The following is a 12,543-nucleotide window of genomic DNA, read 5'->3' as shown; positions in this document are numbered from 1 at the left end:
ACCTCCGCCTAAGGCGAGCGCCTTAGCGTGACTTTTAGTGCAAGCGGGGTAGAATTTAGCCGTTACTTGTACGGGCTGGCCTGAGCGATAAAGGCCACATCACTACTTCACCAAAGGGATATCAATGGCGGTTTCTGGCTTCACCATTACTAGAAAGATTGCAGCGAGCATTGTTGCGCTTTCCACCTCGACGCTGTTGCTGACTGCCTGCGGTGATGATAGCGCTGAGGGTGACGCCACCGTCGTTGATGACCTCACCGTCTCACCTACCACCGAGGCTGCGCCTGCCTTCGAAGAAAAAGACGCAGAACCGCAGCGTGATCAGCTCGTGTCTGAGACCGTAGTGGATAACAAGTACAACGTCTCCTACGAGCTGCAGTCCACTGCTTCTAACACGTTGGGTCCGGGCACCGTGGTCTTCGTACTTGTCAAGAACCTGAATGACGTGCCACTGCCCAAGGATGCGCTGGGAACGCCACAGTTTACGTCCAACGGTACAGAGTTTGAATTCGTGGAAGAAGGCTCCATCAAACTCGACTATGACCTAGGTGCCGGGGCGTCAACCAATCTGGCCTTCGCCTTCAACGCCGCCTATGACAACTTCTACGCCGGCGAATTCACCATCGGTAACGTCACGTTCAAGGGTGACATCAACAACTCCTAATTACCTAAAGCACCCAGGCTGCCAGGCTCATTGAGCCTGGCAGCCTGTGCGTTGGTGTGCCTGCGATCGCCACCTACAGCCCCAACTTAAAGGTTGCGCTCAAACCAAGTAGGGTGGAGGGCATGATTTCACACGAGATGGTTGTGCTTTGCAGCGAAGACGGCACCCCAGTGGGCACCGCCCTCAAGTCAGAAGTGCACACCACCGAGACCCCTCTCCACCTGGCTTTCTCTTGCTACGTGTTTAACCAAAAGGGAGAATTCCTCGTCACCCGCCGTGCACTGAGCAAGAAGACGTGGCCCGGAATCTGGACAAATTCTGCCTGTGGGCACCTGGCGCCGGGGGAGTCTGCCCGCGAAGCCGTGGAGCGCCGAGTTCCCTATGAGATTGGTGTCCCGCAAGGGGCATTGGACAACATCGTTTGTGCTTTGCCGGACTTCAGCTACCGCGCTGTGGACTCCCGCGGAATCGTGGAGTGGGAGATTTGCCCGGTATTTGTGGCCACGCTCAAACCGGGTGTTGAGATCAATCCCCGCGACGATGAAGTCGAGCAGCTGGCCTGGACCACCGCTGATGAATTGATTTCCGCAGTGGAGGCAGCGCCCTACGCGTTCTCAGATTGGATGCGGGAACAGCTCAGCCACTCCGAGTTGAAGGATATTCTCCGCGAACGATCAGCCTAAAGCGCCCGCGGAAGCGGGAGGCCACACCGCGTGTGGCCTCACAGCGTGCGCGGAGCCTGGAGTGATGCGCACGCTGTGGACGTCGGCACGCCTCCTAGTATTTCTTGATAGGGAACGCCTCGCGAACATTCTTGAACGGATCGTGGACAAGCAAGGCATGTTCACTGAGTTTTTCGGGTTCAGAACCATCGCCGTTTCGCACAGCGCTTGTAACCTCACCCGCAGGAAAGAGCGTGAGCACAGATTGCTGTTGAGCGTAATTTTTCCACGTCGGCTTGGCGCCACGAGCGAAGTTCACGGCATGGGAATGGACCTCAGCCCGCACTGCTTCACTCGCATCCTTGAATACCTCCCACGAAGTCCCCGCAATTTCCTCCGTGCACCCCATAACCCACGGAATATCGGCGCAGTGATAGACGGGCCTATGCACAGTGCCGGCGTATTCAATGACCCACACACGCCCATCGGACAACCGAGCGGTCTGCTCCACCAAGCGGCGGAAGAAGTTATCCGTAATGAGCTGGCCAAAATAACGCTCACCGGAGGAATCCTCAGCCCCTACGGGTTCATACTTCTTGCCGCCCAGGGTCCGCAGGAAACTCCTGCGCAACGGCCCAGACCACGAGGCCGAATCCAGCTTCACGGCGGGGCCGAAATTGAAGAATTCCTCCCGCGTTGCGGAAATAACAATGGGCACTGCGGTCAGCTCAGTAGCGTCATACGGCGCGGGGCCAAAGGCAAGGTCGTTCCATATCGTCTTCGCGTACTTCTTCTCGCCCTTCTTCAGCTTTGATGGACTAAGCGCTTCCAAGCGGGACTTGGTAATAGGGGTGGAAAGAATGGACCGCAAACGCCCGCGACGCTGGGAAAAGCTCTTGCGCGGGAATCCCGGTGACATGGCCCATACACGCCTGAACGTGCCACGATAGTGGTCCCGGCGTGCCAACCACAGTGCGATGCCTGCCCCGGCAGACTGGCCCATCAAGGTGACGTTGGTGGGGTCACCACCAAATTCCTCAATGTGTTTTTGGATCCACTCCAGCGCATTCTGGCAGTCATCAATACCCCTGTAGTGATGCGGATCTTCATTAGCAAAGGGCACGAATCCCTGGATTCCGAGACGGTAGCTCACGGTGACGGTAATAATGTCATGTCGAGCAAAACCTGAACCAGAAAACCACGGCTCAGTGCGGCTACCGAACTGGTAGGCGCCGCCGTGAATCATGACAACCACGGGAAGATCGGAATTAGCCTTCGCGGTATTGGGCACCGTGATGGACAGCTGCACCGTGGTGTCTGCCTCGTCGCCCTCTGGCTCGACAGTGGTGTCTACTACCTCGCGGTGGCCACGAATCACCTTATAACTAGGGGCTAGAGGCGTTTCAAAGCGAGCGTAGGTCACAAAAGGGAAGTGAACCATTCCGGTAGCTAAGGTTCGCTTCGTTGAGGACTGGGCGGCCGCATCGGCGGCTACGGTAGCTGCCACCGTTGCCGTGGGCGGAAACGGCACAAACTGTCCAATGAAGTTGCCGCTGGCGCTGGTTGCCGAACGCGAAAATTCATGATCCGCGCGGTGGGAAGAATTGTGATCGGGCGTAGACATACCAAAACTCTAACAGCAGCGGATAGTTGCGTGCGCCACACTGGTGCACCCGAGGCGTTATTATGGGGCGTTATGACTCGAGAAAACCCATTGCTGATCACGTCCACCCTCCCGTATCAACTGCCGGATTTTGAGGCCATCACAACTGAGCACTACGAGCCGGCATTCGAGGAGGCCTTCAGGCGCCACCAGGCGGAAATCGAAGAAATCTGCAGTAATGAGCAGCCCCCAACGTGGGAAAATACGGTGGAGGCCTTCGAACGATCCGGCCAAGATCTCGAGCGCGTAGCCAGCGTTTTCTTCAACCTGTACAACACGGATGCAGACGATGACATGAACGCCATCGCATCTTCGGTTGCGCCTAAGCTGGCGGCTCATGAGGATTCCATTTACCTCAACCCCGTCCTGTTCGGCCGTATCAGCGCAGTTGAAGCGCCGGACGATCCTGAGTCCCAGCGCCTCCTCGAGCACTTGACCCGCAGGTTCAAACGCAAGGGCGCTGGGTTGGATGACGCCCAGATGGAAGAGCTCAAGCAGATTAACGCTCGCTTGTCCGTGCTTTCCGACGAATTCGGGCGCAACTTGCTCGCCGATACCAAGCGCCTCGCGGTGGGCTTCAACTCCGCTGAAGAGCTCGAAGGCTTCAGCGAGAAGCGCCTCGCGTCCGCTGCCGCGGACGCCCAGGCGCTGGGACGGGAAGAAAAGTACGTCATTCCGCTGGAGCTACCGAGCGTCCAGGCAGAGCAGGCCAACCTGGAGCGCGCAGAGGCGCGCGAAAAGCTCTACCAGGCGTCGTTGCAGCGCGGCGCCGAGGCCAACGCGCCGCTGGTGATTGAATCCGTCCAACTGCGTGCACGCAAAGCACAGCTGTTGGGCTACGACAACCACGCTGAGTACGTCATCGCAGAAGAGACGGCCGGCAGCGCCCAAGCTGCCAGGGACCTCCTGTTCGATCTAGCGCCAGCCGCAGCAACCAACGCGCACCACGAGCGAAAGCTCCTTGCAGAAGCCGCGGATGGTGAGATCAGCGGTGCAGACTGGCCTTACTGGGAATCCAAGGTGCGGGTACGCGACTACAGCCTTGATGAGGGTGAACTTTCCAAGTACTTCCCACTAACCCAGGTGCTAGAGGACGGCGTATTTTTCGCCGCCAAGCGCCTCTACGGTATTGACGTAGAAAAGCGTGATGATCTTAACGGTTACGCAGACGGCGTAGACGTATGGGAGGTCAAAGATGAAAACGGCGAAGGAATTGGCCTGTTCATCACTGACTACTACGGCCGTCCCTCCAAGCGTGGTGGAGCGTGGATGAGCTCCTTTGTTAACCAGTCTGAACTGCTGGGTACAAAGCCAGTCATCGTGAACGTCATGGGAATCACCAAGCCGGCAGACGGCTCCGATGCACTATTGTCCATAGACTCCCTGCGCACGATCTTCCACGAATTCGGACATGGCCTCCACGGCCTGCTGTCCAAGGTACGGTACCCAAGCTTCTCCGGCACCAACGTTCCGCGCGACTACGTGGAGTTTCCTTCCCAAATCAATGAGAACTGGGCATTCGATCCTGCGGTGGTGAGCAATTACGCCCGCCACGTGGACACTGGTGAACTCATCCCAGATGACATGCTCAAGGCAGTGCAAGCGGCTAGCCAGTTCGGGCAGGGCTTCGGAACCACCGAATACCTAGCATCATCGATCATTGACCTCGCATGGCACTCTCTTACCCCTGAACAAGCAGCAGAGATCACCCCAGATCAGATTGACGCATTCGAGGCAAAGGCCCTAGAAGAGGCGGGCATTGACGTGCACGGCTTGGCACCGCGCTACCGCTCCACCTACTTCAACCACATCTTCGCAGGTGGCTACTCCGCGGGATACTACTCCTACCTGTGGGCAGAAGCACTGGACGCCGACGGTTTTGACTGGTTTGAGGAGGTCGGCGCAGCCGGCGCTGATGAATCAGACGACAAGGCGCGAGAAGCAGGCCAGCGATTCCGAGACCTCATCCTCTCTCGCGGTGGTGCAGATGACTACACCCAGGCATTTGAGACTCTGCGCGGTCGTGCAAAAGACGTTGCCCCACTCCTGCGCCGCCGAGGCCTTGCGGGTGCCGCATAACAGCCACTAAGGAGTAGGGTATAAGGATCCGATACAACCGTTTCACACTTAAGGGAGGCACACCATGACCGCTTTCGCTGGCTGGGTAACCTCCCTTGGTGATTCCTTAAGCCAGTTCCTATCAACGGCACCGTTGTGGATCCAAGCTCCACTCGTGATGGCAGTAGTGATACCCTTGTGTGCGGTATTGGCTGTGATCTGGCTGAGAATCATTGACTTCTTCGGAGCTTTGGTATCTCGAAACCGCAGACCGAAGACCACTCACGGTCCCAAAACTCACCACGCGTCAAAAGATCATCCACGTCAGCGGGTTATAACTGGCGAATTTGACTAGAAAGCAAGCAACAACATGGCAAATCCAGAAGAATTGCGCAAGCTTGATCAGCAACTGCCAAGGCAAAAGCGCAAGTATCCGCAATCGCGAGTTACCCAAGCGCTATATTTTCTTCTCATCCTTGTAGCCGTGGCGTGGCTGGTATCGCTGTTCTAAAAACCAAAAATGGGTGGGTGCGCAGGAATGCTCCTGAGCACCCACCCATTTTGCACGCTGTGCTGGTGGGGTGTGAAGTGCTTAACGGTGGTGGCGCTTCGAGGCCTCTGCCACCCGCTTAAACGTTGTGTTTTCTGCCAACTGCTCGATGGTCACGGCTTCGCCATCGCTGTCACACAGCGGTACACACCAGTTAGGGTATTGCTCCCTTACCGTTCCAGGCTGATTCTGCGCGCGCTTATCCGCAACCATATCTACCAAGGAGGTGCATGTTAATGCAGACGGGGTAGAGGCAATGAAACGGTGAAGGGCAACCAGGAGATCCACTGTGTCTCCGCGTTCATCACGCTGGCGGGTTGTGAAATCACTGAGATTGACGTCCAAACCATGGAAGCAACCCTGTTCCTTCACACGGTTGAGGATTTGTCCCTGCCACGAGAGGTCTTCGCGTTCCTCCTGATCAACGTCCGTGACCAGAATTCCTAGCTGCTCTCGCAACTTGATGTGCTCGCCCTCAAGGTAGCCAGCGGTAGGTGGCAAATCATGAGTACCTACACTGGAAAGCGCTGCCTGACGGTAACCTTCCTTATACCGTGGCCCGCCTTCGGGCTGGGACTCGAACCACAGAATAGAGGTACCCATGATGCCACGGGTGGCCAGCACCTCCTGAACCCAAGGCTCAAAAGTGCCCAAGTCTTCACCGATAACCACAGCGCCCGCGCGTTCAGCCTCTAGGGCCAAAATGCCAACAAAAGCATTGAAATCGTAGTTGACATAGGTGCCAGTGGTTGGTGCCTGCATGCGCGGAATCCAGAACAAACGGAACAAACCGAGGATGTGGTCGACACGAATGCCACCAGAGTGACGCAGCACGGTACGCAGCAAGTCACGCCACGCGATGTAACCTTGTTCGGCCATGCGCTCAGGGTGCCATGGCGGCTGGGACCAGTCCTGGCCCTGCTGATTGTAATTATCAGGCGGAGCTCCCACTGAGGCTTTGGGTGCCAGCACATCCGCCAAGTTTTCCGCGTCGGCTCCTCCAGGGTGCACGCCCACGGCCAAGTCAGCCATGATGCCAATGCTCATACCAGCTTCGATTGCTTTGGACTGTGCGGTTGCTAGCTGCTGATCGCAGATCCACTGCAACCACATGTAGAACAAGGCCACCTCATCTTCATCGATAGGGGTGGAGTGGGCGGGGCGCTCGTTGGCGGTTTCCTTAATCTCTTGCTTAGCGCACCATCGTGCGAAGTCATAGAGGCCCTGGCCCTCGCGGTTGATGTACTCTTGGAATTCTTGCTCGCGGGCGGCATGACGACCGGAGTTGAAAATCTCGCGCAAGACCTGGAGCTTGGCAAAATAAATAGGAGAGCGCTCGATGATCTCAGAAGAGAAATTGAGTGAGCGGAACTCGGAGGCGATCTCCTTTACTTCCTCCTGAATATCTTCAGGCAGATCAAGTAGCTCAGGAATGTCCTCGACGTGGATGTAAATCGGGTTAATGAACCGGCGGGTGGTTGGAAGATAAGGTGAATCTTCAACTGGAGGAAGAGGCTCAGCTGCGTGGAGAGGGTTAATCAGCAAGAAGTCTGCGCCGGCCTCACGAGCCAGTGTTTCAGCGACTTCGCCCAAATCGTGGAAGTCGCCCATACCCCAGGACTTTTCGCTCCGAACAGAGTACAACTGCGCCATGACGCCATGAGTAGGCTTTTCAATCAGCGCGTTAGTGGTGGAAAGACGCTGCGGGGTGACGATCAGGAAAGCTGATGACTGTAGATCATCAGACCTCAGAGTAATCGTATGCCAGCCCTGTGGAAGGTCTGTTGGTAGACGGAAGCTGGCTTCTCCCCATGCAACGCCATCAATTGTCCGAGGTGGTGTCCAGTTTTCGATCTGCTCAGGTACGCGTACCGAGCCATCTTCGAGCGTGATTTGAACATCAGCTGGCAGCCCATCGTGCACGTGAACATTAAAAACGTACGGGTCACCTTCAGTAGCAACGATCGTGGCAGGAAGAGGGCGAGAAAACAGCTCGTCTTGGCGCTGCTGGATCTTCTGCCGGATCAGCTCCTCATCCGGCATGTCTTCCTGCCCTAGGTAAACACCGTACGCGCGCAGAATCTTCACCAACGTGTCATCGGAGACATTGACGTATTCGCCGCCGAAGCCGTTGTAACCAGTTGAAATTGAGTGTGCGGAGGCAAGCTCACGCAATGTATCTGAATAACCCACGTGGCCATTGTGCCAAAGTTAGAAAGGGAAGGACAATGAAAGGGGAGGCCTAGTGGTCAGGGCTTCATATTTTCTAGCGTCTGGCGACACGTCAGGGCTTAAAACATAGGTGGGAAAATATAAAGAGGAAAACGTACTGTATCTCGCGCGGTGCATGACGTGGCTCCGGTACCTAACGGAGGCAAAACGGTCGGGTGGATGAGAATCAGGGCGAGGCCGGGGTGTGGAAAAGTAACCGCGGTCTCGATTGGAGGCGAATTCTGCGTTTATTTGATTGAGAGGCTTGTGCCATGGGAGCGAATGGGAGTTCGTCATCAGAAATGAGACCTAGAGATCCGTGGCTTCGCACCTCACCCTGGGTCAGGGTAACTGAGCGCGGGGGTTGCTGGGGCCTTACCCTTAGAGCCACGATGTGAAGTGAAATGGATCCAAAATTCGTATTTTTATGACACAGGTCACTTGCATTCGAGTGCTTTTAGGGGGAAATGGGGTTAAAAAATGTTAATTTTATTTTAAGGGTAAAAATAAGACTATTTATCTAATATATGCAGTTCAGCGCTAATTAAGTGCACTTGTTTAAGGGTTAGCTTTGCAAGAACTGGTTACTAAAATGGCGCGACTTTGCGCATTAGATCACATTTTGTGGCAGTCTTAACTACAGCGCATACACCCGCTGAATCAGGGTGATTACAAAAGCACACTAGCTTAAGGAGTTGCATCGCAATGCAAGAAGTATCCGCTGAGCCGCTGTACACGATTGGTGAAAATGACACGTGCCTCACTGCACTGCTGGCCACTGTTCATGCACGCCCATATGGCGTTCTCTACACTCGCCCAAAGAACTACGAATGGGTAAACGTCACCGCGAAAGAGTTCATTGATGAAGTTTTCGCGGTGGCTAAGGGATTAATCAATGCAGGAGTGGAACAGGGCGACCGCGTTGTTCTGCTATCTGAAACGCGTTACGAATGGTCTTTGCTTGACTTCGCAATCATGGCGGCCGGTGCGGTGTCCGTGCCGATTTACGGTTCTTCCTCCATTCGCCAGATTGAGTGGATTATTGAGGATTCCGGTGCTGTCTTCGCTATTACTGAAACCCGCGATCACACCGATCTGATGAAGCACCTCGTCATCGGTGAAGATGGTCAGCCTGGTATTCACGGCTCGCCTTCCAAGCTTCGCCGAATTCTGGAGCTCAACTCTTCTGCAATTGAAACCCTCGAGTTCGAGGGTCGCGGAATCCCAGATTCTGCAGTTGAAGAGCGAATTAAGGCAACCAAGTCATCGGATCTCGCATCCCTGGTTTACACCTCCGGTACCACGGGTCGGCCAAAGGGCTGCCGCCTTACCCATGCGAATTGGCTCGCAGAGGTGCGTGGCCTTCTGACAAACCCAATTGGTTCCTTTGCGGTACCTGGAGCACGAGTACTGACCTTCCTGCCATTGGCGCACGTTCTCGCACGCGCAGTTTCCTTGGCTGTTGCTATCGGTGGAGCAACCCAGTCGCACTGGGCTGACTTCTCATCTTTGGGAATTGAATTCCAGCGAACTAGGCCAAACGTGATTTTGGGCGTCCCACGAGTATTTGAAAAGGTGCGCAACTCCGCGGCAGCCAGCGCCTCCGAAGGCTCGCCAATTAAGGAAAAGCTGTTCCTTCAGGCAGAAAAAGTGGCGCAGGAATACTCACGCGCATTGGATACTGCGGAAGGTCCTTCACGTGCACTGAAGCTCAAGCACGCTACCTTTGACAAGCTGGTTTACTCAAAGATTCGCGCCGGAATGGGAGATGCAGTTAAGTACGCAATCTCTGGTGGATCTGCAATTGGCCACGATCTACTTCACTTCTACCGTGGCATCGGCGCACCGGTCTACGAGGGCTATGGCCTGACCGAAACTGCTGCGGCGTGCACCGTTGACTTCGAAGATCAGCGTATTGGTACCGTTGGTCGCCCAGTTGGTGGAGATGCTGTTCGGATTAACGAAGACGGCGAAATTATGGTGAAGGGCCTCACCGTGTTCGACGGTTACTGGAACAACCCTGAAGCCACTGCCGAGGCATTCGACGAGGACGGTTGGTTCAACACCGGCGACTTGGGCGAAATCTTGGACTCCGGTCACTTGGTGATTACCGGCCGTAAGAAGGATCTCATCGTTACCGCCGGTGGCAAGAATGTATCGCCTGGCCCAATGGAAGACATGCTGCGTGGACACCCAATGATTTCGCAGGCGATGGTTGTTGGCGACGGCAAGCCATTCGTTGGCGTTCTCATCACGCTCGATGATGAGGCACTGACGCGTTGGAAGCTCAACCGCAACATCCCAGAGTCTCGAGATGTGAAGGAATTGGCGCACGATCCAGTGCTCCGCGCGGAGATTCAGGATGCGATCAACGAAGTGAACTCGACGGTTTCCTCCGCTGAGGGCATCAAGAAGTTCTACATTCTCGATCAGGATCTCACCGAGGAGGCGGACGAGCTGACGCCTACGATGAAGGTGAAGCGAAACGTTGTTACACGTCGCTACGCCGACGCTATCGACCATATTTACAAGCGTAAGTAGAAAAGGTTAGTAAGGAGCACTTCGCCAAGGCGGAGTGCTCCTTCTTCTATCTCCAGTGGGACGGGGCGGGGGTAAGGGGGATAGCAAGGGGCTTTCTTGGCACAGCAAACTGCTGGGGAAATGCTGCTTGGGTCTCTAGGGCCGGTGTAGCGGGGGAGCTTTATGGGATTGCTTCCGCCGCTTACGGCGAGCCAACGCGACAAGTTTCAATAACTCATTTAGAGTTTTGACTCGTGACAAAGAAACCATGTTGGTTTCGCTCGTAAGGACACTTTAACCACGATTGAAGATGGGACGGGAAGCGATGCAGTTTCAAGATGCAACCATGCGTCACCGTGAACTTACCCAAGAAATCTTCAACATAGGTGATGAAGTGGCTTCCTACATTGAGAATATTGCTGAGGCTGTAGCCGATTGGGATGCTGAGCTGGTAGAAGACTGCCTCGCTGAGTTTGAAGAAATCATCGCGGATGCGAAAGCCGATTCGCGCGCGGTAGTTGCAGAGCTCATTGGCGTACGGCAAGCGCTAACGTCAGGTCTGCGCTCGGGAACTGTTTCCATTGTTGCACCGAGGTGTAAAGAAGTTGCCCGTCCGGTAGTTATCTCATGCGCCGATCTTGACGAACGTTTTCCTATCCAGCGCTCTCCTGTCATGGTGGGCGAGCTCACCCAAGCATTGGATGCGCGCACAGACTTGGTAGGTCAGTATCTGGCCCACATTGTCGAGTGGGAACTCGCAGAAACGGAGCGTGGGGCAAGAGACACTGATGCCGTTAATCTGCCGCTTCTGTACAGTCGTACCTCTGATGCTGTGGTGGCGGCAGCTAACGCATGGATCGAATCAGTAGCGACAGAGCACCCAGCGTACGCGCGCATGATGCGCGGAACTAATCCTCCTACCTTTCTCAATGAACGAGCTCGTATCGATGAGATCGTGGCCCGGGTTGCGGCTAAGAAACGCGAACAGCGCGAGGCAGCTGACGCATCCTAATTATTAGCTTGGTACCAAGCTCGTGTTTTAAGCTTTGTGTCATGTCTTTCAAACCCAACGCTGACGTTTTTGGCGTCTACATCCATGTCCCATTTTGTTCTTCGCGTTGCGGTTACTGTGACTTCAACACCTACACGCCTGGCGAACTAGGAACCTCAGCCTCACCGGCAACCTACCTAGACGCGCTAGAGGTGGAACTCGAACTTGCTGCAGCGACCGGCGACACCCGACCTGCGAACACTGTTTTTATTGGCGGTGGTACACCATCAATGCTTGGTGCTGCAGGCCTGAATCGAATCTTGCGCGCTATCCGCAACACCATCGGAATCAAAGATGGGGCAGAAATCACCACGGAATCCAATCCGGAATCTACGAGTCCAGAATTCTTTGATGAACTCCTCTCCGGCGGATTCAACCGAGTTTCACTGGGAATGCAGTCAGCCTCGTCCGCAGTTTTGAGGATCCTAGAAAGGGCCCACACGCCTGGACGCGCGTTCGATGCGGCAAGAGAAGCAAAAGCATCCGGCTTTGATCATGTGAACCTAGACATGATTTACGGAACCCCAACTGAGACTGACGCAGATGTGTTGCTAACTTTGGACAGCGTTCTTGAAACCGGTGTCGATCACGTCTCCGCCTACTCCCTCATCGTGGAAGACGGGACTCGCATGGCACGAAAAGTCCGCAAGGGAGAACTGCCCGAGCCGGAAGAAGATGTTTACGCCGACCGTTATTGGATGATTGACAAGGCTCTCCGTGAAAATGGTTACGAATGGTATGAGGTCTCCAACTGGTCTAAGCCAGGCGGAGAATGCTTGCACAACCTCGGCTACTGGAGAGACGGTGATTGGTGGGGTGCAGGCCCGGGGGCTCATTCCCATATTGGAAACCGACGCTTTTTCAATGTCAAGCACCCTTCTACTTACGCCAACATCCTCGGGCGTCAAGAATTGCCGATCAAGGAAACTGAGACTCTCACGGATCAGGAAAGGCATGAGGAACTCCTAATGTTGGGGCTAAGGCTTAAAGAGGGGCTCCGAACTTCTCAACTACGCCCTGGTGAAGTAGAAAGAGCAAGGAAATTTGAACAAAAGGGGCTCATGGACGTTGGAGACCGTATTCTGCTGACAGACAAGGGGCGCTTACTGGCTGACGGCATGATCGCTGACATCCTGTTCGGCTGAAATGGCTAATCTAGAGCAC

Annotated in this window: 10 protein-coding genes; 8 read left to right on the top strand and 2 right to left on the bottom strand. The window is 55.0% G+C overall.

What is annotated here, in order from left to right; translation table 11 throughout:
- The first annotated feature begins 124 nt into the window (after positions 1-124).
- Both ACXM2N_RS08635 and idi read left to right on the top strand, forming a co-directional pair.
- Positions 125-664 carry a hypothetical protein gene (locus tag ACXM2N_RS08635; RefSeq protein ID WP_458487833.1) on the top strand — a complete coding sequence of 180 codons (540 nt, stop codon included), beginning with the start codon at positions 125-127 and terminating at the stop codon, positions 662-664.
- Positions 665-786: 122 nt separating this feature from the next.
- Complete coding sequence (idi, locus tag ACXM2N_RS08630) at positions 787-1,347, top strand: isopentenyl-diphosphate Delta-isomerase (RefSeq protein ID WP_458487831.1); 561 nt, start codon at positions 787-789, stop codon at positions 1,345-1,347.
- 94 nt (positions 1,348-1,441) lie between these two features.
- Here the strand turns inward: idi and ACXM2N_RS08625 are convergent, their stop codons facing one another.
- Positions 1,442-2,950 carry a carboxylesterase family protein gene (locus ACXM2N_RS08625; protein ID WP_458487829.1) on the bottom strand — a complete coding sequence of 503 codons (1,509 nt, stop codon included), beginning with the start codon at positions 2,948-2,950 and terminating at the stop codon, positions 1,442-1,444.
- Between the two features lie 72 nt (positions 2,951-3,022).
- Between ACXM2N_RS08625 and ACXM2N_RS08620 the strand changes: the two genes are divergently transcribed.
- The 3 genes from ACXM2N_RS08620 (at position 3,023) to ACXM2N_RS08610 (ending at position 5,558) form a co-directional block, all read left to right on the top strand.
- Complete coding sequence (locus ACXM2N_RS08620) at positions 3,023-5,068, top strand: M3 family metallopeptidase (RefSeq protein WP_458487827.1); 2,046 nt, start codon at positions 3,023-3,025, stop codon at positions 5,066-5,068.
- Positions 5,069-5,132: 64 nt separating this feature from the next.
- Positions 5,133-5,402 carry a hypothetical protein gene (locus ACXM2N_RS08615; RefSeq protein ID WP_458487825.1) on the top strand — a complete coding sequence of 90 codons (270 nt, stop codon included), beginning with the start codon at positions 5,133-5,135 and terminating at the stop codon, positions 5,400-5,402.
- A 15-nt stretch (positions 5,403-5,417) separates the two neighbouring features.
- The gene (locus ACXM2N_RS08610; protein ID WP_458487823.1) at positions 5,418-5,558 is read left to right on the top strand and encodes a hypothetical protein; all 141 of its coding nucleotides are present in this window, start codon (positions 5,418-5,420) and stop codon (positions 5,556-5,558) included.
- Positions 5,559-5,639: 81 nt separating this feature from the next.
- Here the strand turns inward: ACXM2N_RS08610 and malQ are convergent, their stop codons facing one another.
- Positions 5,640-7,790 carry a 4-alpha-glucanotransferase gene (gene malQ / locus ACXM2N_RS08605; RefSeq protein ID WP_458487821.1) on the bottom strand — a complete coding sequence of 717 codons (2,151 nt, stop codon included), beginning with the start codon at positions 7,788-7,790 and terminating at the stop codon, positions 5,640-5,642.
- A gap of 723 nt (positions 7,791-8,513) precedes the next feature.
- Between malQ and ACXM2N_RS08600 the strand changes: the two genes are divergently transcribed.
- From ACXM2N_RS08600 to hemW, 3 genes are all read left to right on the top strand, one after another.
- Positions 8,514-10,349 (top strand): AMP-dependent synthetase/ligase, encoded by a 1,836-nt coding sequence (locus tag ACXM2N_RS08600; protein ID WP_458487819.1) that lies wholly within the window; start codon positions 8,514-8,516, stop codon positions 10,347-10,349.
- A 304-nt stretch (positions 10,350-10,653) separates the two neighbouring features.
- Entirely contained in the window at positions 10,654-11,340 is a 687-nt protein-coding gene (locus ACXM2N_RS08595) for a hypothetical protein (protein ID WP_458487817.1), read from the top strand.
- Between the two features lie 41 nt (positions 11,341-11,381).
- Positions 11,382-12,524 (top strand): radical SAM family heme chaperone HemW, encoded by a 1,143-nt coding sequence (hemW, locus tag ACXM2N_RS08590; protein WP_458487815.1) that lies wholly within the window; start codon positions 11,382-11,384, stop codon positions 12,522-12,524.
- Positions 12,525-12,543 lie beyond the last annotated feature (19 nt).

The organism is Corynebacterium sp. ZY180755 (genome assembly GCF_054331495.1).
The sequence above is the reverse complement of the archived record's forward strand: the minus strand, read 5'-3'. Positions and strand labels throughout refer to the sequence as shown.

What these genes read in the sequence shown, in the direction of transcription:
- idi (WP_458487831.1), top strand. Translation starts at nt 787, where the DNA reads ATGATTTCACACGAGATGGTTGTGCTTTGCAGCGAAGACGGCACCCCA.
- hemW (WP_458487815.1), top strand. Translation starts at nt 11,382, where the DNA reads ATGTCTTTCAAACCCAACGCTGACGTTTTTGGCGTCTACATCCATGTC.
- ACXM2N_RS08595 (WP_458487817.1), top strand. Translation starts at nt 10,654, where the DNA reads ATGCAGTTTCAAGATGCAACCATGCGTCACCGTGAACTTACCCAAGAA.
- ACXM2N_RS08635 (WP_458487833.1), top strand. Translation starts at nt 125, where the DNA reads ATGGCGGTTTCTGGCTTCACCATTACTAGAAAGATTGCAGCGAGCATT.
- ACXM2N_RS08600 (WP_458487819.1), top strand. Translation starts at nt 8,514, where the DNA reads ATGCAAGAAGTATCCGCTGAGCCGCTGTACACGATTGGTGAAAATGAC.
- ACXM2N_RS08620 (WP_458487827.1), top strand. Translation starts at nt 3,023, where the DNA reads ATGACTCGAGAAAACCCATTGCTGATCACGTCCACCCTCCCGTATCAA.
- ACXM2N_RS08610 (WP_458487823.1), top strand. Translation starts at nt 5,418, where the DNA reads ATGGCAAATCCAGAAGAATTGCGCAAGCTTGATCAGCAACTGCCAAGG.
- ACXM2N_RS08615 (WP_458487825.1), top strand. Translation starts at nt 5,133, where the DNA reads ATGACCGCTTTCGCTGGCTGGGTAACCTCCCTTGGTGATTCCTTAAGC.
- ACXM2N_RS08625 (WP_458487829.1), bottom strand. Translation starts at nt 2,950, where the DNA reads ATGTCTACGCCCGATCACAATTCTTCCCACCGCGCGGATCATGAATTT.